18 protein-coding genes and 1 other annotated feature are annotated in these 20,572 nt (G+C 46.4%); of the genes, 6 read left to right on the forward strand and 12 right to left on the reverse strand.

The genetic code is table 11. The features are described 5' to 3' along the window. The first annotated feature begins 145 nt into the window (after positions 1-145). Both hemL and mutH read left to right on the forward strand, forming a co-directional pair. Positions 146-1,435, forward strand: coding sequence for a glutamate-1-semialdehyde 2,1-aminomutase (hemL, locus tag DI392_RS03400; RefSeq protein ID WP_109318472.1), 1,290 nt, complete (start codon positions 146-148; stop codon positions 1,433-1,435). A 4-nt stretch (positions 1,436-1,439) separates the two neighbouring features. Next, positions 1,440-2,105, forward strand: a complete 666-nt coding sequence (gene mutH, locus DI392_RS03405) for a DNA mismatch repair endonuclease MutH (RefSeq protein ID WP_109318473.1) — start codon at positions 1,440-1,442, stop codon at positions 2,103-2,105. Positions 2,106-2,124: 19 nt separating this feature from the next. Here the strand turns inward: mutH and yaaA are convergent, their stop codons facing one another. Both yaaA and DI392_RS03415 read right to left on the reverse strand, forming a co-directional pair. Further along, on the reverse strand, positions 2,125-2,898 hold the full coding sequence (gene yaaA, locus DI392_RS03410; protein ID WP_109318474.1) for a peroxide stress protein YaaA: 774 nt from the start codon (positions 2,896-2,898) through the stop codon (positions 2,125-2,127). Between the two features lie 114 nt (positions 2,899-3,012). After that, entirely contained in the window at positions 3,013-4,440 is a 1,428-nt protein-coding gene (locus tag DI392_RS03415) for an alanine/glycine:cation symporter family protein (RefSeq protein ID WP_109318475.1), read from the reverse strand. Between the two features lie 465 nt (positions 4,441-4,905). Here DI392_RS03415 and DI392_RS03420 point away from each other — a divergent pair, with 465 nt between their 5' ends. Beyond that, entirely contained in the window at positions 4,906-5,091 is a 186-nt protein-coding gene (locus tag DI392_RS03420; protein ID WP_109318476.1) for a DUF3545 family protein, read from the forward strand. A gap of 75 nt (positions 5,092-5,166) precedes the next feature. Here the strand turns inward: DI392_RS03420 and DI392_RS03425 are convergent, their stop codons facing one another. From DI392_RS03425 to grcA, 3 genes are all read right to left on the reverse strand, one after another. Further along, positions 5,167-5,721: a hemerythrin domain-containing protein gene (locus tag DI392_RS03425; protein WP_109318477.1), complete on the reverse strand. Its 555-nt coding sequence runs from the start codon at positions 5,719-5,721 to the stop codon at positions 5,167-5,169. Positions 5,722-5,943: 222 nt separating this feature from the next. Continuing rightward, positions 5,944-6,624, reverse strand: coding sequence for a uracil-DNA glycosylase (gene ung / locus DI392_RS03430; RefSeq protein WP_109318478.1), 681 nt, complete (start codon positions 6,622-6,624; stop codon positions 5,944-5,946). A gap of 153 nt (positions 6,625-6,777) precedes the next feature. Further along, a complete protein-coding gene (gene grcA / locus DI392_RS03435; RefSeq protein WP_109318479.1) occupies positions 6,778-7,155 on the reverse strand; it encodes an autonomous glycyl radical cofactor GrcA in 378 nt (125 codons plus the stop codon). Between the two features lie 277 nt (positions 7,156-7,432). On the opposite strand from grcA, the gene nfo reads away from it, so the two are divergent. Beyond that, positions 7,433-8,302: a deoxyribonuclease IV gene (gene nfo, locus DI392_RS03440; RefSeq protein WP_109318480.1), complete on the forward strand. Its 870-nt coding sequence runs from the start codon at positions 7,433-7,435 to the stop codon at positions 8,300-8,302. A gap of 312 nt (positions 8,303-8,614) precedes the next feature. On the opposite strand, the gene thrC is transcribed toward nfo, so the two are convergent. The 3 genes from thrC to thrA are packed head-to-tail and all read right to left on the reverse strand — an operon-like array spanning position 8,615 to position 13,319. Then, positions 8,615-9,898 (reverse strand): threonine synthase, encoded by a 1,284-nt coding sequence (thrC, locus tag DI392_RS03445; RefSeq protein ID WP_109318481.1) that lies wholly within the window; start codon positions 9,896-9,898, stop codon positions 8,615-8,617. Beyond that, a complete protein-coding gene (gene thrB, locus DI392_RS03450) occupies positions 9,895-10,854 on the reverse strand; it encodes a homoserine kinase (protein ID WP_109318482.1) in 960 nt (319 codons plus the stop codon). The genes thrC and thrB overlap by 4 nt, the downstream gene beginning before the upstream one ends. A 5-nt stretch (positions 10,855-10,859) precedes the next feature. Then, on the reverse strand, positions 10,860-13,319 hold the full coding sequence (gene thrA / locus DI392_RS03455; RefSeq protein ID WP_109318483.1) for a bifunctional aspartate kinase/homoserine dehydrogenase I: 2,460 nt from the start codon (positions 13,317-13,319) through the stop codon (positions 10,860-10,862). A 27-nt stretch (positions 13,320-13,346) separates the two neighbouring features. Then, positions 13,347-13,463: a sequence feature (Thr leader region), on the reverse strand. Positions 13,464-13,850: 387 nt separating this feature from the next. On the opposite strand from thrA, the gene DI392_RS03460 reads away from it, so the two are divergent. After that, positions 13,851-14,327: a ribonuclease regulator gene (locus DI392_RS03460; RefSeq protein ID WP_109318484.1), complete on the forward strand. Its 477-nt coding sequence runs from the start codon at positions 13,851-13,853 to the stop codon at positions 14,325-14,327. Positions 14,328-14,341: 14 nt separating this feature from the next. Here the strand turns inward: DI392_RS03460 and DI392_RS03465 are convergent, their stop codons facing one another. Together DI392_RS03465 and DI392_RS03470 are read right to left on the reverse strand one after the other, a co-directional pair. Next, on the reverse strand, positions 14,342-14,839 hold the full coding sequence (locus DI392_RS03465) for a putative 4-hydroxy-4-methyl-2-oxoglutarate aldolase (protein ID WP_109318485.1): 498 nt from the start codon (positions 14,837-14,839) through the stop codon (positions 14,342-14,344). A gap of 103 nt (positions 14,840-14,942) precedes the next feature. Further along, positions 14,943-15,350: a DUF3293 domain-containing protein gene (locus DI392_RS03470; protein WP_109318486.1), complete on the reverse strand. Its 408-nt coding sequence runs from the start codon at positions 15,348-15,350 to the stop codon at positions 14,943-14,945. Positions 15,351-15,638: 288 nt separating this feature from the next. Between DI392_RS03470 and arcA the strand changes: the two genes are divergently transcribed. Beyond that, complete coding sequence (gene arcA, locus DI392_RS03475) at positions 15,639-16,355, forward strand: two-component system response regulator ArcA (protein ID WP_109318487.1); 717 nt, start codon at positions 15,639-15,641, stop codon at positions 16,353-16,355. Positions 16,356-16,426: 71 nt separating this feature from the next. Here the strand turns inward: arcA and arcB are convergent, their stop codons facing one another. Both arcB and DI392_RS03485 read right to left on the reverse strand, forming a co-directional pair. After that, positions 16,427-18,775 carry an aerobic respiration two-component sensor histidine kinase ArcB gene (arcB, locus tag DI392_RS03480; protein ID WP_109318488.1) on the reverse strand — a complete coding sequence of 783 codons (2,349 nt, stop codon included), beginning with the start codon at positions 18,773-18,775 and terminating at the stop codon, positions 16,427-16,429. Positions 18,776-18,778: 3 nt separating this feature from the next. Further along, positions 18,779-20,515 carry a sensor domain-containing diguanylate cyclase gene (locus DI392_RS03485; protein WP_109318489.1) on the reverse strand — a complete coding sequence of 579 codons (1,737 nt, stop codon included), beginning with the start codon at positions 20,513-20,515 and terminating at the stop codon, positions 18,779-18,781. Positions 20,516-20,572 lie beyond the last annotated feature (57 nt).

The following is a 20,572-nucleotide window of genomic DNA, read 5'->3' on the forward strand; positions in this document are numbered from 1 at the left end:
TAATTCATTCAAGTATTGACTGTCAAGAGACATTTGATTTATCCCAGCACGGAAAAACAGGCAGTTAGTGACTGTGAATTTACCCATTCTGCCGCTACAATGCCTGCAACTTTCCTGTATCCGGATCATAACCAAGGAGACTATGATGAGTAAGTCATCTGAACTGTATCAACAAGCGCAGCACACTATTCCCGGTGGAGTGAACTCTCCGGTCCGCGCCTTCAATGGCGTTGGCGGCTCCCCGATCTTTATTGAACAGGCTGACGGCGCTCTGATCTTTGATGCAGATGGCAAAGCATACATTGATTATGTTGGTTCATGGGGCCCAATGATCCTGGGACACAACCACGCTGTTATCCGAGATGCCGTTATCGAAGCCGCACGTAAAGGGCTGAGTTTCGGAGCGCCGACAGAAATGGAAATCAAAATGGCCGATTTAGTGTCCAGTCTAGTACCGTCGATGGAACAGCTGCGCATGGTGAACTCTGGTACGGAAGCCACCATGAGTGCCATCCGTCTCGCCAGAGGTTACACTGGACGCGACAAAATCATTAAGTTTGAAGGTTGCTACCACGGCCATGCCGACAGCCTGCTGGTTAAAGCCGGCTCGGGAGCATTAACACTCGGCCAGCCAAGCTCTCCTGGGGTTCCTGAAGATTTCGCCAAATATACCTTAACGGCCACCTATAATGACCTCGACTCTGTACGTGAACTGTTTGCGGCTAATAAAGATGAAATAGCCTGCATCATCGTTGAGCCGGTAGCCGGAAACATGAACTGTATTCCCCCAGTGGATGGTTTCCTGCAAGGGCTGCGTGCCATCTGTGATGAAGAAGGTGCCTTGCTTATTCTGGATGAAGTGATGACGGGGTTCCGAGTCGCTCTTGGCGGAGCTCAGGCTTACTACAATGTCAAACCGGATCTGACCACCTTGGGTAAAGTCATTGGCGGTGGTATGCCGGTTGGTGCCTTTGGTGGCCGTAGAGAAGTTATGCAATATATCGCTCCGACCGGCCCGGTTTATCAGGCAGGGACGCTTTCCGGCAACCCAATCGCCATGGCTGCGGGTTATGCCTGTCTGAAAGTGCTGTCTGAAGAAGGTAACGAAGAACGCCTGGCATCAAAAACAGAAAGACTGGCAAACGGACTAAAATCCCTGGCAGACAAACATGGTATCCCTCTGGTAGTGAATCAGGCTGGCGGCATGTTCGGCTTCTTCTTTACCGATCAGAAACAGGTTACCTGCTATGAAGAGGTCGCCCGCTGCGACACTGAACGCTTTAAACGCTTCTTCCACCTGATGCTGGAACAGGGCGTCTATCTGGCTCCTTCCGCATTTGAAGCGGCCTTTACCTCACTGGCTCATGGCAGCAAAGAAATAGACGCCACGCTGGAAGCAGCCGATCGCTGTTTTGCCGTTTTAGCTGCGGAATAACCCTGTGAAACCCACCCCAAAAACAGAAGCTAAATTGTTAGAAAGAGCCTGGCAGATTGCCGGGCTGACTTATCAGGAGCTGGCTGATGAAGCGGGGATGGCGGTGCCTCCCGACCTGAAACGAGACAAAGGTTGGGTTGGCCAACTGCTTGAATGGCACCTGGGAGCCACAGCAGGCAGTAAGCCTCAGCAAGATTTTGTTGAGCTGGGAATCGAGCTAAAAAGCATCCCGATCAGTTATACCGGTAAGCCTCTGGAAACCACGTTTGTCTGTGTCGCTCCGCTAACGGGTGTGCATGGGCTGACCTGGGAGCAGAGTCATGTCAGGCAAAAACTGTCTAAAGTGCTCTGGATCCCGGTTGAGGGAGAAAGAGAAATCCCGCTGGCAGAACGAAAGGTCGGCTCTCCACTGTTATGGACACCATCGCCAGAAGAGGAAGCTGAACTGAGAGCCGACTGGGAAGAATTGATGGAGCTGATTGTGCTGGGGCAGGTAGAACAAATCACTGCCCGGCATGGCGAAGCCCTTCAGCTCAGACCCAAAGCGGCCAACAGCCGGGCTCTGACGGAAGCCTACAGTTCAACAGGTAAGCCGTTCAAAACCCTGCCCAGAGGCTTTTATCTGCGCACTCAGTTTACGGCTAAGATTCTTGAACGGTATTTTGCCTGACCTACTTAGACAAATCCGACTACTGCTCTTCCCGCTTAAAAACCAACTCGGTCGGTGTCGATTCATCTTCAGCAAAATAGTACCCGGCGGTATCAAATTTAGTCAGTTCATCCACGTTGCTGATACGGTTATCGATGATATAGCGGGCCATCATACCGCGGGCCTTTTTGGCGTAAAAACTAATGACTTTATACTGACCATTTTTGCAGTCTTTAAACACGGGGGTGATAATGCTGCCGTCCAGCTCTTTCTTCTTAACGGATTTAAAGTACTCATTTGAGGCTAGGTTAATCAATACGTTATCGCCCTGATCCGCCAGTGCCTGATTCAGTTTCTCCGTGATAATGCTTCCCCAAAACTGATACAGGTTATCACCCCGGCCATTGGCCAGTTTAGTGCCCATTTCCAGGCGATAAGGCTGCATCAGATCTAAGGGTTTAAGCAAACCATACAGGCCAGACAGCATACGCAGATGAGACTGAGAAAACACAAAGTCATCCTCACTCATGGTGTCAGCCGCCAACCCGGTATACACATCCCCTTTGAAGGCAAGGATAGCCTGGCGGGCGTTGTCCGGCGTAAACGTTTCGCTCCACTGCTCAAAACGCGCCACGTTAAGCCCGGCAATTTTATCGCTGACTTTCATCAGCGCCGCAATATTCGCCGGAGACAGCTTCCGGCACTCTTTGATCAGCTCTGCGGAATGCCCTATCAATTCAGGCTGAGAATACTGTTCCGTAGCCAGAGGCGATTCATAATCCAGGGTTTTCGCAGGTGATACGACTATTAACATAATTTTCTTCCCGAGCTGATTCTGTTTTTTTCCAGCATATAGAAAAAGCCATGCCTCGTCAGCATGGCTTTACCAATTAATATAATAGCCTAAGAATATAATAAGCGTTATTCGTTATTCGTTGTCCTTAACCCAGATACCTTCTTCAAGCTGAGCTTTCAGCTCCGGAAAGTCGTCAGGATTAAACTCCGGGACCTTCCCCATATCCAGTTGCCGGTTATAATCTTTTGCCAACTTAACCACAACACCAGACAACAACAGAATCGCCATCAGATTCACAATCGCCATGACTCCCATAGAGACATCAGCCAGAGACCAAACCACTGGCAGAGACGTAACCGAACCAAACATGACCATAGCGAGAAAGGCCAGACGAAACAGACTTAACCCGACTTTATGATTGTGCTCAAGAAAAATCATGTTCGTTTCAGAATAGAAATAGTTGGCAATAATGGAAGTAAAGGCAAAGAAGAAGATGGCAACAGCAACGAAGAGCTCTCCCCAAGATCCTACCTGAGAGCTTAGCGCACGCTGGGTCAACTCAATACCGGTGACATCACTGTTAGGTACATACTCGCCAGACACCAAAATAATAGCGACTGTTGCCGTACATATGACAATTGTGTCGGTAAACACACCAAGCATTTGTACATATCCTTGAGAAACAGGATGAGGCGGGTAAGGAGAGGCGGACGCGGCAACATTCGGAGCCGATCCCATCCCGGCTTCATTGGAAAAAAGCCCCCGTCTGACCCCATTAAGCATCGCCTGAGCAATCGCATATCCCAGACCTCCGGCCGCCACTTCCTGAAAACCAAACGCGCTACGGAAAATCAGTAAGAGCACAGCCGGTACCTGTTCCAGGTTTATCGCCACCACGAAGAGGGCTAACGTCAGATAGGCTACGGCCATAAAAGGCACAATAATTTCTGCCGTACGGGCAATTGAGCGCATACCACCAAAAATAACGGCCCCCGACAGAATCATAATCAGTAGCCCGGTATAAACAGGATCGATACTGAGAGCCGTTTCCATCGCACTCGCAATGGAGTTGGCTTGTACTGCGTTAAACACCAATCCAAAAGCCCAGATCAGGGAGACAGAAAACAACACTCCCATCCAGCGCATGCCCAGCCCCTTCTCCATATAGTAAGCCGGTCCACCACGATAATTCCCGCTATCATCCCGGGTTTTATATAACTGTGCGAGCGTACTTTCCGCAAAAGACGTTGCCATACCCAGCATGGCTATCAACCACATCCAGAAAATGGCTCCCGGGCCTCCTGAAGTCAGAGCGACAGCAACCCCGGCCATATTTCCGGTACCGACACGGGCCGCCAGGCTGGTACACAGCGCCTGAAAAGAAGAAACGCCGGCCTTATCGGCTTTACGGCTATTTTTCAGCACCGTAAAGATATGCCTGAAATGGCGAAACTGAATAAACTTAAGGCTAACCGTAAAATAGATTCCTACCCCGACCAGAAGATAGACCAGTGTCGATCCCCAGAGCAGGTCGTTCATTAAGTTAATTATATCAGTCACACTTTCTCACCCAGTTCGGAGCGTCCCGTTGATGCTGGGTATCATACCGATTCCAGCCATATGTAACGGGCCATAATGCAGCTGTACAGGAGAAAAATCAACCAGACACAGGGGTGTTCACCCCATCAGGAGGCTCCAGTCTAACGTCACTGTTATCCTGGCACGAAAAATGCCGTCATATTAAGGCACGAAAAGTGCTTAGCTAATAACATGAACGAGTTAATAACACGAACACAAAAGGATATTGAGTCACACAGAATGAAGTTATGTCTGATGTTGCCCGGCAGCTTGAGTTGTTTATTTATTACACAACCGTGAGGCGATTTTGTGAAATGATGTAAATATTCACAATAAAAGCTTCATCTAAGAGTAACAAATGAGAAACAGATCATAACTATTCTCAGTTTTTGTATGGTAACTAAAAGGCTCCGCGAGGAGTTCATAACATAAAATGAGAGGTCAAAAATGAATGGATTTCTACTTGATGACATCATGACTACGGAAAGTCAACCAGCAAGAGCTACCCGCTCTAAACCCGTAAAAAGAAAATGGCGGGAAATTGAAGCTATCAAAGATCGTCAACGCCTACAGAAAGAGCTGATGGAGCTAGACATTTGCTGTGATTACAGCCTGGATGAGATTGATTTATAAGTGAATTTTACCAACACACAGACATAAACAGGCTCCTTTCGGAGCCTGTTTGGGTGAACCCGAATGGTAAATTACTCAGTCGGCCTGCCGGACACGCTGGGCAAGCTGTTTGTACTGATCTGCGATGGTATCGCCAAATACAGGGTCTTCACCCGGTTGATCCCACCTCGCTTCAACCACCTGCCAGTCATGGGTAGTAAAGGTGTCACTGATCACTGGTAAAATTTCTTTCTCTTCTAAATCCAGATGGGTTTTCTGCGCTTTAATAAAGCTTTCTAACTGAGCCATAAATACATCCTGAGGGACGACTGCATCCTGAAGAATCATGTCAACGATATCCATAAACTCATGACTTCTTTTAGCCAGCGCGACATGATCCGCTTCGAGATCTTGCATCGTATTGCCCTGAAGCTGGTTCTTTGCACCATAATGTTCAATGTAGTACTGATATAAAATATCTTCTTTAGGGTGGTGAGTCTTTTCTGAGTAACTACACAGGTAATCAACAATCTCTTTTACCAGACTATAATTAATTGGTTTTTCGTCCTGCAACGCTGTCAGTTTTTTCTTCAGAATCGCCAGTAAGCGAACCATATAACCGTGTTCACGTCGTATCTGCTCAATTATCATCGCATCCTTTCTCCCGTTATAAATATCTCGCACATACTCCTAACTGACTGTGTGCAACTCACTGACTTTACAGTGCTGCCTTAACAGGCACTTTGATACGAGGTAATTCTCATAAGCATAGATAATTACGCCTGAAATTACCTTGATACCCTTCTAAAAAACACGGAGGAAACGCGCCGCAGTCTAAAGAACGAACAGAGAGTGAAAAGGGTCACTCTGGCATCAATCCAGCACCGGCTGCCAGTCTATCGGTGGCAGGCCTTTTTGTTGCAGGAGCTGATTCGTCTGAGAGAAATGTTTACAGCCCAAAAAACCACGGTGTGCTGATAGTGGCGACGGATGCGGAGCCGTCAAAACATGATGGCGGTTACGGTCAATGACCCGGCCTTTTTTCTGCGCATGTGCTCCCCACAACAGAAAAACAACCCCCTCGCAATGGTCATTCACCGCCTGAATAACCCTGTCCGTAAACAACTCCCATCCTGTTGTTTTTGCGTGAGAATGGGCCTTGCCCTGCTCCACGGTTAGTACCGTATTAAGCAGCAATACCCCCTGCTCTGCCCAGCTTTTCAGATAACCATGAGACGGAATGTCAAAACCTGGGATATCCTGAGCCAGCTCTTTATACATATTGGCCAGTGAAGGTGGCGTTTTTACCCCTGGAAGCACAGAAAAACACAAACCGTGCGCTTGATTCGGGCCATGATATGGATCTTGTCCGATGATAACGACTCTGACATCTTGCAGCTCCGTATAACGGAAAGCATTGAACACATCCTTAGCGGGCGGATAAATGGTCTTTCCTGCATCACGTTCAGCCTGTACATAAGCCATCGTCTGCTGAAAATATTCCTGCTCTTTTTCCTGACCGATAACATCATGCCAGGTTAATGTTTCACTCATAATTGCTATTCCTTAGTAAAAACAGCCGTTATTCTAGCTGAGTTAAAAAAATGAGAAAAGTGAGAGCTCGATACCATTAAGATTACCCTGGCTTCAGACGCAAAAAAGCCTGCGATATCCGCAGGCTTTACATCAAGCTTTATAGACTGAAAATTAAAGAGTATCAGTAAAAGTACGGGCAATAACATCACGCTGCTGTTCAGGAGTCAGTGAGTTAAAGCGTACCGCGTAACCAGATACACGGATTGTCAGTTGAGGGTAGTTCTCTGGGTGCTCTACCGCATCTTCCAGTGTTTCACGACGCAGTACATTAACATTCAGGTGCTGACCACCTTCGATTTTAGGTGCAGACTCGATAGCAACATCACGAGACTCATAGTCACCCAGCTCTGATGCAGGAATCACTTGCTCTGCTTCATAGCCAGAAGCAGCAGCAACACAACGAGCTTCGTTTGTATCAGTATCCAGCAGCCAGATAGAGTTCAGCAGATCATCATTTGCCGCTTTAGTGATTTGAATACCTTGAATCATAACTTTCTCCTTATTCACACTGTGTGAGGTAATTATTTATTCTGTTTGTTGAGCATTTGGCCTTCTCTTTGTGTGTATAATAATATTGATACAAGTCAAAAGACAACTAAAAACCTTTCTTTTAAAGTGGATTTTTATTGACCAAAATCAATGCACAACAAAATACCTAGATTTTTGATACAGTTATCTACTATAAAATTTTTTTTATTTTTTCAAAAAAAATCTAATTTTTTGATTTTAATACACATTTTACGTGCCACAGGAGAAGTAAAACTTCATGAGTAACAAGTTTATCGGTGCACATGTCTCAGCGGCAGGTGGAGTAGAAAACGCCCCCATTCGCGCTGCAGAAATAGGCGCAAATGCCTTTGCTTTGTTTACAAAAAACCAGCGCCAGTGGGCAGCAAAACCACTTACGGCTGACAGTATCCGGGCCTTCAAATCCAACTGTGACAAGTTTGGCTTCGGACCTGAACACATTCTTCCTCATGATTCCTATCTGATTAACCTGGGAGCCCCGGAACAAGAGAAGCTGGATAAATCGAGGGCAGCGTTTGTTGATGAAATGGAACGTTGCCAGCAATTAGGGCTCAACCTTTTGAACTTTCACCCCGGCAGCCACCTGAGAAAGATGTCTGAGCAGGAGTGCCTGTCCCGAATTGCGGAATCTATTAATCTGGCGCATAAAGCGGTTCCGGATGTGGTCGCTGTGATTGAAAACACCTCGGGTCAAGGCAGTAATCTGGGCTGGCGCTTTGAACATCTGGCCGAAATCATTAGTCAGGTCGATGATAAAGAGCGAGTAGGCGTATGCATAGATACCTGCCATACCTTCACGGCCGGGTATGATCTACGTACTTGTCTGGAATGTGACAAAACGTTCGCTGAGTTTGACACTATTGTCGGTATGGACTACCTGAAAGCGATGCACCTGAATGACTCAAAGGTCGAATTTGCCAGCCGGGTTGACCGGCACCACTCACTGGGACAAGGGGAAATTGGCTGGGACTGTTTCAAATATATCGCTCAGGATAGCCGGTTCGATTCTATCCCTTTGATTTTAGAAACCATCGAACCGTCAATCTGGGCTGATGAAATCCAGGCATTACGCCATTTTGAGCAGCAAGTCTTATCTGAAGATAATTAATCAGAAATAAAGCGACTCAGAGCAATAGCTGGCATCTTTTTTCCATAAGCGTAATAGAAATGTTGTTTTTGTTACGCTCGAGAGGATGCCACTATGAAACCACGACCTGTTCATTCCGCCACCAGCCGCCCACGGACACCAGTACCAAACCGCCAGGTTCAAGGGAGAGGCCACTTCCGGACACCAACCCGCTTCGGGTAAACGCAGAAAGGCTTTGTAAGTGCTGTAACCAGCCAAAAGCATTATATAACCGGCTAAAAGTAAAAGAGCGCCCGCAGGCACCCTTCTCATATACAAATAGTAAGGTTTATATTACTTCTGTACTTTGCGTAATACTGCTTTTAGAGCTTCGAAGTCTGCGTCCATCTCTTCAGACAACAGCTCCATGGCGGCATGTTTTGCAAGCGGAGCAGGAATGTCGATATCCGAATCCAGGATCTCGTCTACCACTTCCTTAAATTTCGCCGGATGCGCTGTACACAGGAACAGACCCGTTTCACCTTCCTGAAGCTGCTCATTCAGTACGCGGTAAGCAATCGCACCATGTGGTTCACACAGGTAGCCCTCTGCTTTTAGTTCACGTACAGATTCTGCGCTCTGCTCATCAGTCACTGCGCCTTTGCCCAGAGTATCTAAGCCCCAGCCTTTGATTTTGCACAGCTCTTCGATACGCGGCCAGTTATTTGGCTGGCTCACATCCATAGCGTTAGACGTGGTTGCGATAGTCGGTTTTGGATCCCACTTACCGGTTTCCAGATAACGAGGCACCGTGTCATTCACGTTCGTTGCAGCAATAAAGCGTTTGATTGGCAGGCCAAGCGCTTTTGCCAGCAGACCAGCCGTCAGGTTACCGAAGTTACCGCTAGGTACTGACACGACCAGATTCTCACGCTCTTCTTTGCTCATCTGTGCTGCTGCTTCGAAGTAGTAACAGATCTGAGCCATCAGGCGGGCGATATTGATAGAGTTAGCCGAGTTCAGGCCAACCTCATCACGCAGCACCTGATCATCGAATGACTGCTTAACCAACGCCTGACAGGCGTCGAAGTCACTGTTGATAGCCACTGTGTGGATGTTTTTACCCAGCGTACAGAACAATTTTTCCTGTAGCGGACTGATCTTTCCTTTTGGGTACAGGATCACAACGTTAATGTTTTCCATACCGTAGAAAGCATGAGCAACAGCGGCACCGGTATCACCAGACGTTGCTGTCAGAATGGTGATCTTGCCACCGTCAGACACTGCAGCCAGTGACTGAGCCATAAAGCGGCCACCGAAGTCTTTAAACGCCAGTGTCGGACCGTGGAACAGCTCCAGAGCGTAAACGCCATCTTTTACTTGTTTGATTGGTGCAGGGAACTGGAATGCGTTACCCACCAGTTCCTGCACTTTTTCTGCACTCAGCTCATCGCCAATCAGCGCAGATAAAATCTTACTGCTGCGGGACACAAAATCCTCAGCAAGCAGTGCATCCACATCATCAAACTTAGGCAGTTCAGATGGGAAAAACAGGCCCTGATTACGGCCTAATCCTTGGCGAACGGCTTGGCCAAAGGAGACTTGTTCATCGTTTTCTTTTATGTTGTAAAGCTTCATAGCTCACTTCCTGTTACCTTCGAACCCTGCTTGTTCAGACGACAAACATGGACGAATCCTTCTTCGTTCTGTACGTAATTTTGTTCAAGCCAGCGAGCAACACGCTCAGCGACATTTTTTTCTTTGCAAATGCTAAACAGAGTCGGACCACTACCGGAGATACCGGTCGCCAGCGCTCCGGCTGATGTAGCATAACTGCGGGCATCGGCAAACCCAGGCAGTAGTTTCTCACGATATGGTTCTGCGATCACGTCTTTGATCATTTTTGCTGCCAGTTCAGGCTGACCGGAGTGACAGGCATGGATAAAACCACCAAGGTGACGGCCATGAGCAATAATGTCCTGACGGCGATACTGAGACGGCAGGATCTCACGGGCTTCCGCTGTAGACACCTTGATGCCCGGGTAAGCCATTACCCAGTACCAGTCATCAAAGCAAGGCACTTCCTGGCTGATAATACCCAACTCTTCCAGCATCAGTTGCAGTCCGCCCAGATAGCACGGCGCAACATTATCATAATGCACACCGCCGGAAATTTTGCCTTCCATCTCCCCCATCAGGGCCAGAAGCTCCATTTCATCAAGCGGCTGACCATGGAACTGATTCAGCGCATCCAGAGCCGCAACGATAGAGCAGGCACTGGAACCCAGGCCGGAACCGATAGGCATGTTCTTTTCCAGCGTCATTTCGACTGGCTTAAGCTCGACACCTTTCTTTTTCAGTTCACGCCCAAACACCACCCAGCAATCGTAAACGATGTTTTCTTTAGGGTCGGTCGGTAGCTTAGAGACAAAGCTGCCCGCGGTGTTCAGTAAAAAAGCCTCACTTCCCGGCTTAACCGTAACACGGTCACCAAGCAGAGTGCCGTCGACCGGAGAAACCGCGGCACCAAGAACATCAAATCCAACGCTTACATTACCGATAGAAGCCGGTGCATATACAGTTACAGAATCCATTCTTGTTATACCCCTAATTTCCAGCCCAGAACGCGCATCACATCCGCAAATACGCCAGCAGCGGTGACTTCAGTACCAGCACCATAACCACGCAATACCAGCGGAATAGGTTGGTAATAACGGCTGTAGAATGCCAGTGCGTTTTCACCATCCTTAATTTTAAACATAGGATCATTTTCATCGACAGACAGAATACGAACTTTACACTGACCATCCTGAATTTCACCCACGTAACGCAGTACCTTGCCCTCATCACCCGCTTTCGCTGAAAGCTCAGAGAAGTATGCATCAGCTTCAGGAAGACGGGCCATAAAGTCATCCACCGAACCACTATCATCGAAACCTGGCGGCAACGCTTTTTCTACCTGAATATCATCCAGTTCCAGCTCCATTCCTGATTCACGCGCCAGGATCAGCAGCTTACGGGCGACATCCATACCAGACAGGTCATCACGCGGATCCGGCTCAGTAAAGCCGTTATCTTTAGCGATATTGGTGGCCTGACTCAGAGTCATACCCTCATCCAGCTTACCAAAGATATAAGACAACGAACCTGAAAGGATACCGTTAAATTTCTCCAGCTCATCCCCTGCTGCCATCAGGTTTTGCAGGTTTTCAATGACCGGAAGGCCTGCGCCTACTGTTGTTTCATACATCAGGCGGCGACGGGAACTTTGTGCCACTTCTCGCAATTGATGATAATACGCCATACTGGCTGTATTGGCTTTCTTGTTCGGGGTAATAACATGGAAGCCAGCGCCCAGGAAGTCGGCATACTGATCCGCAATCGCCTGACTGGAAGTGCAATCTACCAGTACAGGGTTAATGATATGATTTCGCTGAACCAGAGCCTGCAGAGCCGGAAGGCTGAATGCTTCCGATACGTTTGCCATTCGGTCACGCCAGTTATTCAGAGGCAGACCTTCCGCATCAAGAAGCACACCCTGACTGTTCGCCAACCCGCAAATACGCAGAATAATGCCTTTCTCTGCAAGTTTATCCTGTTGTCTCTGCACCTGGTCAACCAAAGCACCACCAACACCACCGGTACCCACAACAAAAAGGTCCAGGTAATGGATAGAGTTAAACAGCGTTTCATGGCACGCTTTAATCGCTTCTGATACTTTGTCTTCTGGAATCACCGCCGAAATCGCACGCTCAGATGAGCCCTGAGCAATAGCGACGACATTCACATTCACTTCAGCCAGAGAGGCAAAAAACTTCGACGCGACCCCTTTTGAGGTACGCATACCATCGCCGACCAGAGTAATGATAGAAACATCATTAATAAATTCGATTGGCTCCAGAAGCCCGTCTTTCATTTCCAACTCAAACGTTTCATTCAACACTCGCTCAGCTTCTGCGCATTCAGCTCGTTCAATACAGAAGCTAATACTGTATTCAGAAGAAGACTGAGTAATCAGAACGATAGAGACACCGGCTGAAGACATGGCACCAAATACGCGGCTTGCCATGCCAACCATACCCTTCATACCCGGACCGGAGACATTCACCATCGTCAGGTCATTCAGTGTGGTGATACCTTTCACGGCCAGCTTATCTTCGCCGGTATCCTGACCGATAAGCGTACCGGCTCCCTGAGGGTTAAAACTATTTTTAATCAGGCATGGGATATGGAATCGGGCAATCGGTGCGATAGTTTTGGGATGCAGTACAGAAGCACCAAAGTAAGACAATTCCATGGCTTCCTGGTAGCTCAAGGACTTAAGAAGGCGAGCATCTTTCACCAAACGCGGGTCACAATTATAAACCCCATCAACATCCGTCCAGATTTCACAGCAGTCAGCCCGCAGACATGCCGCCAGTACAGCAGCCGAGTAATCGGAACCGTTACGCCCCAGAGTGACAAGCTCACCTTTTTTATTACCGGCGGTAAAGCCAGGCATGATATTCACGTGTTCTTTCGGAAGAGGAGTAGTACGGAAGTTCTCTGTTGACGTTTCAACATCAACCATGGCTTCCAGATGATCGCCGGAAGCAATTAAATACTTAACCGGGTCAATAAGAGCAGCAGCCTGACCCTTTGCCTCAAGGACAGCCTTCATCAGGCGGATAGAAATACGTTCGCCTTTACTGATGATACGGGCATTCACATTGTCCGGGCACATTTCAAGCAGTGACATTCCCTGAACATATTCCCGCAACTGATGCATAGAACTGGTGACCTGCTGATCAAATTCTTCATTCTGCAGATTTGGCAGAACGGCTTTGATTGCAGAAAAAAGTTCAGAAAAAGAGTTCTCCAGTTCATGAATCTGATGTTCCGCTTCCCCGTTCTTTAGTGCTCCTTCAATAACCGCGACCAGTTTATTTGTTGTTTTTCCCGGCGCGGATAATACAACCGCTACCTCTTCTTGCTGCGCATTGTTGACAATGATATCTGCCGCTCTTAAAAAGCGATCAGCATCGGCCAACGATGAGCCACCAAACTTGAGAACTCGCATCCCTTCCTCCGTATCATATAACCTTTATAAAAAAAGGCCTGTATCGTTTCGGATACAGGCCTTTTTCTGAAAATTCTTTCGTCTACCAGCCTGCCCCAACATTGGTAATGTCGGTAATAATAATGGTGGTAATCATCATTAAATGGCTGGATGTTGTCATATTAAAAAAGCATTCAAAAATTAATGTGTTTGCGTCCTTTTACAATTACCGGATTTTACTCGCATAATCAATTAAAATTTACTTTTTTTTAAAATATTATCTCAATTTGTCACCTGTTCTCATCTTGAATTTTAAGGGTTATAACGATAACCTTATGTTTTATATAGAGATAAGGTTTTTTTTAGATAAAAGCGCAAAAAAACTGAAATCTTCAATAACAAATTGATCTAAACAATTGTAAAGATCCCATGATCGCATGCAAAAAAATGTGTTTAAATGAGACAATAAGAAATTGTTAACACAACGTAACAACTCAAAAAGAATCATAGAGCTTAACGCTCTTTTCAGTGGCACAATAAGGAGAGTAAGAAATGAGAGTCATTATCGCATGTCTTGCTTTTTGCTGTGCTTCTCTGTCAACAGCTTTTGCGGCCGAGCTTTCAGCCTTCCCTATACCGACTGAAAAACCCTCTCCACACAAATTATTTCTTTCATCCCACCCATATCAAACCTCAGAAACGTTTGACTTGTGGAAGGTTGAGGGCGGGTACTCCTATACCTTGTTCGATTCAGTGGATCTCTATGTGGGTGCCCATCTGGATAATTCCTACCAAAATAACGAAAAAGGATTTTTAAGCGGGGTCAGCTATCGCTTCAATGATAAGATTTCAGTAGATAGTACGCTTCGTTCAAGTAGGGAAGAACTGAACAATGGAGAAAAAGAGAATGTGCTATCGGCAGAAGTAACCAGTCGGGTTCAGCTATCCAACCACTTACATCTGCATGCCACTCTGGATTATGAAGAGTGGCAGCAGGGTATTGAATTAGGGTTAGGATTTCGCTTCTAAGCCTCTTTTCGTTTCTAGGCCCCTAGTGACAGTTGTAACTCTTCGTGACTGATCAGAATGCCATTCCAGTCCGCATATACATAATCACCAGGCAACACGGTCTGACGGTTCATCGTCAGGCTGACATTAACCTCCCCGGAATCATGTCTTACGGTTCTAAAAGGACATGGGGCCAACGCTTTGATCCCCAGATCCATTTCTGACAGCGCGGCAACATCTCTGACCGCACCGAAAACAATAACGCCTTCCCAGTCATTTTCTATTGCCAGGATAGCCAATTGAGTACCAAACAGGGCTTTCTTACACGATCCGTTACCATCAACAAAGAGTACTTTGCCTTTCCCATTCTGCGTTTTCAACACTTCCAAAACCTTAGAAGTATCCTGAAAACAGCGTACTGTGACCACTTCACCAAAGAATGAAAATCTCTGTCCGAAGTTCTGTAGAGGCAAGTCCAAAAGTGTTACCTGGTCCTCATACTTATCACAAATAGTTGGAAGTATATCGTTCATTTTTCCTCCTTGAGTTTTTTACAGCAGTCGAATCCTCACCACATACATGTATGTGGTTCACTTCAACTACAGAATAATTCTTTGCTTTCCCTCGGTTAATTTATCATTTAAGGGGTAGATCAATCACTCGCTGAGAAAAGCATCCTATTAAAGTCTCAGCCCTACCGCAATCAATACAGGGAATTAGATATATCTGGTCATTTTGAACATAGTAGATGGCGTTTTGTCGATATTTTTTTGCTAATTTTGTCGAGTCAAGCCGCGATAACTCTACGGCATAACTCTCTTCTGTCCAAATTTTATTGCGATCGCCAACTAAAATAGGCTCATATTTATATGGCTGTAATTCACTTTTCAATGCACTATTTGCCTTTTTATTTTGCTCTTCTGAACACAAGTAACTGTGTGGATTCCAGGCTGTAATAATGCAGAACTGGTTGAATTTAGGCTTTTTATCAGCGAAAAAAAAGATTTCCTGATAAGCATTCCACAATGTCGGTTCTATTTCCATAAGCAACGGTGACAACCCTGGTGTCGTGACAATAATGGTGTAATTGAGAAACATTCGCTATTGACATAAATCAAGAAACAAAAAAGAATTAACAATTGTATATTGTTCATACGCCACATAGGTAATAGAATCCGGCGCTACTATTATTCTTAGAAAACCTCTGCATACAGAGTTCAACGCGAGTAGCTCACTTTTGTTACGAAGAATATCGTAAATATTTTACTCGTATGTTATTTTTACCCGAAAATTTATTATATTAATATTATCGTTACAACTTAGGTGCTACCAATGCAAACCCCGCAGATTCTTATCGTAGAAGACGAGCAAGTCACTCGTAATACTTTAAAAAGCATTTTTGAAGCAGAGGGTTATCGTGTTTTCGAAGCCAGTGATGGTGAAGAAATGCATACTGCTTTAACTGATAATACCATCAACCTGGTGATCATGGATATCAATCTACCAGGTAAAAACGGGTTGCTGCTGGCTCGTGAACTTCGCGAACAGGCCAATATTGCGTTAATGTTCCTGACCGGACGTGATAATGAAGTGGATAAGATTCTTGGCCTTGAGATTGGTGCCGACGATTACATCACCAAGCCATTTAACCCGAGGGAACTGACCATTCGCGCCCGGAACCTGCTAAGCCGTTCAATGAATACGAATGTTGAGCAGGAAGAAAAACGTAGCGTAGAACAATACCGTTTTAATGGCTGGATTCTGGATATCAACAGCCGTTCTCTCATTAACCCTATGGGTGAAAGCTATAAGCTTCCCCGCTCAGAGTTTCGTGCTCTGCTGCACTTCTGTGAGAATCCAGGAAAAATTCAGACACGGGCTGAACTCCTGAAGAAAATGACCGGCCGAGAGCTGAAACCACATGACCGCACGGTCGATGTGACCATTCGTCGTATTCGTAAGCATTTTGAGTCTATTGGTGATACGCCAGAAATTATTGCTACGATTCATGGTGAAGGCTACCGTTTCTGCGGTGATATTGAAGAGTAAAAGCTAAAATACCTACCATAACCTTCCCCTTTCTCGGGGGAAGGTTATGGTTTTTTATATACAATAAGGCTTTATTTCTGTTGGTTAAGCCAATTTCTCAGTACAGCGATATCTTTCCCATATTCATTTTTTATCTCTTCGACCCAGTCTTCAACATTCTCCCACCATACCGGCAAATCTGGTGACTGAGCCTTTTGCGCCACCTTTTGAATTCGTTTGAGACCTATCGACCCCGCCGCCCCTTTTATTTTATGAGCTTCAGAGACGATCCCTTTTTGATCGTGAGCTGTCAGGTTCGAATCGAGAATCTCGATATAATCAGGCATCATCTCCTCAAACATATCAATACTGTCGATGACCGGCTGAACGCCGACAATCTCAATGTAAGAGCTCAACATATCCAGATCCAATAAATTTGCACAGGCTTCTGGTAACGCTTCAGTGGCCTCATATTCACACTTAACCTGATTGGAGTTCTGAATAGGAGTAATAAGACGACACTTTTCAAAAACACGCTTAATATCTTTGACAGATAACGGCTTACTTAAAACGTCATCCATTCCGTTATCCGTATAATCTTTTTTCTCTTTCAGCACATTCGCTGTCAATGCCACCAGCGGAGGTAATGTGCTGTATGTTTCTCTGAAGTGACGGGCAATATCAAAGCCTGTCATATCGGGAAGCTGGATATCCAGAAGCACCAAATCATACTGTTCGGGAACAAACTTTTGAATCGCTTCTTCTCCGGTCATGGCGACGGTTATGCTATGTCCCAGGCTTTCCAGCAACGACTGAGCGACAGTGATATTCAGTTCAATGTCTTCCACCATAAAGATTCGTAACGCTGGTTGACTGCCAGCCTCTTCACTTTCTTCCTCCTGAGCCTGAACCACTGGCACCTGAATACTGACAGTGAAAATACTTCCAAAACCTTCCTCACTGGATACAGAGATCTCCCCGCCCATTAAATGGACAATCTGGCTGGATACCGACAGGCCAATCCCGGTTCCGACAGCATGCAGGTTATCTTTATCCGATTGCACCTGATAATACATCGAAAAAATATTGTCCAGTTCATCTTCAGGAATCCCTATCCCCGTATCTTCCACTTCAAATGTGATATTCGCCAGGCCATCAGAGAACTCGGCAGCAACACTCATCACCACACTGCCTTCTTTGGTAAATTTGCGTGCATTACCAATGAGGTTCCAGAGCACCTGGCGCAGACGAGTGGCATCGACTTCAATATAAGCAGGAAAATCAGTCAGCCTATCCAGAGCAAAGCCTAACCCCTTTTGTTCAATCATAAGGCCTGAGATAGTGGCCATTTCAGAGATAAAGTCTTCAAAATCGACCACTTCCGGGTACAGTTCCAGTTTCCGGCGGTCAAACTTATCCATATCGATAATATCGTTAAAGATATTTCCCAGCGTCACTGCACTGACATTGATGGTTTGCAACTGTTGACGCTGTTCAGCGGTCAACTGTGTGTCCAGCAACATTCGGCTCAAGCCGACAATCCCGTTTAACGGGGTTCTCAGTTCATGACTGACCGTGGAGATAAACGTGGTTTTATCCCGGCTGGCTTTTTCCAGCGCATCCTGATATTTCTTTCGTTCGGTAATATCACGGCCAAAACCCACCAGCCCCAAATGCCGCCCTTCTTTACTGTAAAAAGGTACCTTACGTAGCTCAAAGTAGACTTTTTTTCCGTCGGGGTACTCCATCCACTGTTCATAGGTAACAGGCTCGTTGTGTTGGAACACTTGCTGATCCGTTTCCACCACCGTCTTAGCGACTTCGTGGCTGTAAACATCCCACGGTGTTAACCCTACCAGCTCCTTTTCCCGTTTACCGGTCAAAGCTTCAACGGCAGTATTACAACCGGAAAATCGCCCCTCCGCATTGCGGTAATAAATAAGGTCGGGCGAAGTATCAATAAACGAACGTAACAGGGCTGTACGTTCCGCAAGCTCGACCTGAGCCATCTCCCGTTGATGAACCTCATTTTCAAGATCCTGCATCATCGTCTTACGGGCTTCTTCTGCCCTCTGACGTTCCGCTATCTCCTGATTCAGCTTAATAATATTCTGCTGTAACTGGTTGTTCAGCTCCTGGTCCCGGGCCCGCATGTCTTTTAGTTTGGATACCAGTTTAGATAAGCGTTGACGGGACTCTTCCAATTGGTCCACCACCACAGACAGAAAATAGACCGCCCAGGGGCTGATAATAAGTCCAAAAAACACCGAGCGGACAATATCTATATTATCAACCGTTCCTCTGATACCCAGGGTAATCCCGACCTGCACAAAAACAGCCAACGCGACCAAAGCTAAAGCGATCAGGATAGAAAAACGGACTATACCCAGTTTGACCAGTAATACGACGTAGTATTGCGCCAGGCTTTTTATGGGTTTCATTCGCTACTCCGTTTGGGGTTCTTCATAGAAGCATGTCCGGTTTCTGCCTTGCCTTTTTGCCATATACAGAGCCTTATCAGCTTGTTCTAAAATGTTGTCAGTCGTTCCGGTTTTATCCGGAATACAGGACACACTGCCGATACTCACGGTCAGCCGGTTACTTATCTGGGAATGTTGGTGAGGAATAGCTAACTCTGCAATCACTTTATGTACTTTCTGTGACAGCACTTCAGCTCCCTTTTGGTCTGTATCCGGAAGAATAAATGCGAACTCTTCACCACCATACCGGGCAATACAATCGGAAGAGCGATTCAATGCCTGAGAGAAGACTCTGGCAACATCGATCAGAGCCGCATCTCCTTTCTGGTGCCCGTAGTTATCATTAAATTCTTTAAAAAAGTCGATATCACACAGCATGATCGTAAGCGGCTGCTGCAGACGAATGTGCAGTTTCCAGTAAGTGCCCAATTGTTCATCAAAACACCGGCGGTTCGCCAGAGAAGTCAGCCCATCCTGAAAACTTAAACGCTCTAACTCTTGATTGGCTTCTTCCAGTTTCTGCCCGACCAAATAACGTTCTGTTACATCTCTGGTCATAATCAACACCCCGTAGGTGCCCGATCTGGGCTCACGATAGCGGGATTTAACCACATCATACCACTCGTAACTTCCGTCACTTAAGCGCTTCTTATCAATATAACGGAGCGTTTCCCCCTGCGTCAGCACCTTGTGATCCGTCTCTTCAAATCTCTTTGTCACATTTTCAGGCAAAACTTCGTCAAGTCTTTTGCCAACAAGATCCTCAACTTTATCTATCCCCAGTGAGTCGACAAATGGCTGATTACACGCTTCGTAAATGTAATCTTCATTAAACAAACCTATCGGGTCAGGGCTGGATTCCATGATGGACTGTAACATGCTGTCTCTCTGAGAAAGGGCCACTTCCGTACCCCGGCGCTTCTCCATCTCTTCACGCAGATCCTGCTGCATTTTATACCAGTCGGTGACATCATGACTGATTCCTAACACCCCCAGCCTTTCTCCGGAATCAGACAATAACACGGTCTGAACCGTTTCTAATAAACAGCTGTGGCCATCTGGCGTGGTTGTCCAGCGCCTTTGAGTGGCCTTCCCTTTCATCGGCCCTACAATGTCAACACTGCCTTCTTCAATTCTTCCTTTCCAGAAATTATTGAATGCCCGGTTAGCCCCCTGTATGTCACCCATTACGTCTTTTATATAAATAAGTTCAGACAAAGCATCAAAAGCCGTACTGGATATCTTCGACTTAGTACGCTCCTTTTTATATTCATCATTCGGATCGATATGCACCGAAACATAGAGAAGCCAGCTTCCGACTTTAAACGCCGGAGACGGCTTGCCCGAAAGGGTTATCTCAATACTCTCGGTATCACTGGACTCCCAGCGTAGCACCTTATCTTTTATGCCCCGCCCCCGCTCGGCAGCCAGGGATTCCGCTAAATATTTCCGACAAGACGGATGAGGATAAAAGTACTTGAGTCCGACTTTACGAATACTGAGCATATGTAAGGCAGACTGATTACCGAACAATAGCTCGCCAGAGGAATCAACGACCAGAGTGGGTATCGGAGAGTAATAGATATAGTGCCGGAACCGGCCTTTCATGTAGAGAAAACAAGACGTGACCGCAGCCGCAGCCACGACAATAACAAAGAGCTCATTTCTGAAGTAACTCAGCCAGGCTAGTATCTGATCCATTCCGTTATCTTTAACTGCTCCATATTATCTATATAAGCCAGAGTGAGTTTTATAGCA

It is taken from the genome of Vibrio albus, assembly GCF_003144035.1.
Taxonomy (GTDB): Bacteria; Pseudomonadota; Gammaproteobacteria; order Enterobacterales; family Vibrionaceae; genus Vibrio; species Vibrio albus.

Bases quoted from the DNA above. Each gene is read 5' to 3' on its own strand.
- arcA (WP_109318487.1), top strand. From the start codon at position 15,639: ATGCAAACCCCGCAGATTCTTATCGTAGAAGACGAGCAAGTCACTCGT.
- DI392_RS03470 (WP_109318486.1), bottom strand. From the start codon at position 15,350: ATGGAAATAGAACCGACATTGTGGAATGCTTATCAGGAAATCTTTTTT.
- thrC (WP_109318481.1), bottom strand. From the start codon at position 9,898: ATGAAGCTTTACAACATAAAAGAAAACGATGAACAAGTCTCCTTTGGC.
- DI392_RS03420 (WP_109318476.1), top strand. From the start codon at position 4,906: ATGAATGGATTTCTACTTGATGACATCATGACTACGGAAAGTCAACCA.
- nfo (WP_109318480.1), top strand. From the start codon at position 7,433: ATGAGTAACAAGTTTATCGGTGCACATGTCTCAGCGGCAGGTGGAGTA.
- yaaA (WP_109318474.1), bottom strand. From the start codon at position 2,898: ATGTTAATAGTCGTATCACCTGCGAAAACCCTGGATTATGAATCGCCT.
- ung (WP_109318478.1), bottom strand. From the start codon at position 6,624: ATGAGTGAAACATTAACCTGGCATGATGTTATCGGTCAGGAAAAAGAG.
- hemL (WP_109318472.1), top strand. From the start codon at position 146: ATGAGTAAGTCATCTGAACTGTATCAACAAGCGCAGCACACTATTCCC.
- thrA (WP_109318483.1), bottom strand. From the start codon at position 13,319: ATGCGAGTTCTCAAGTTTGGTGGCTCATCGTTGGCCGATGCTGATCGC.
- thrB (WP_109318482.1), bottom strand. From the start codon at position 10,854: ATGGATTCTGTAACTGTATATGCACCGGCTTCTATCGGTAATGTAAGC.
- grcA (WP_109318479.1), bottom strand. From the start codon at position 7,155: ATGATTCAAGGTATTCAAATCACTAAAGCGGCAAATGATGATCTGCTG.
- DI392_RS03485 (WP_109318489.1), bottom strand. From the start codon at position 20,515: ATGGATCAGATACTAGCCTGGCTGAGTTACTTCAGAAATGAGCTCTTT.
- DI392_RS03465 (WP_109318485.1), bottom strand. From the start codon at position 14,839: ATGAACGATATACTTCCAACTATTTGTGATAAGTATGAGGACCAGGTA.
- DI392_RS03460 (WP_109318484.1), top strand. From the start codon at position 13,851: ATGAGAGTCATTATCGCATGTCTTGCTTTTTGCTGTGCTTCTCTGTCA.
- arcB (WP_109318488.1), bottom strand. From the start codon at position 18,775: ATGAAACCCATAAAAAGCCTGGCGCAATACTACGTCGTATTACTGGTC.
- DI392_RS03425 (WP_109318477.1), bottom strand. From the start codon at position 5,721: ATGATAATTGAGCAGATACGACGTGAACACGGTTATATGGTTCGCTTA.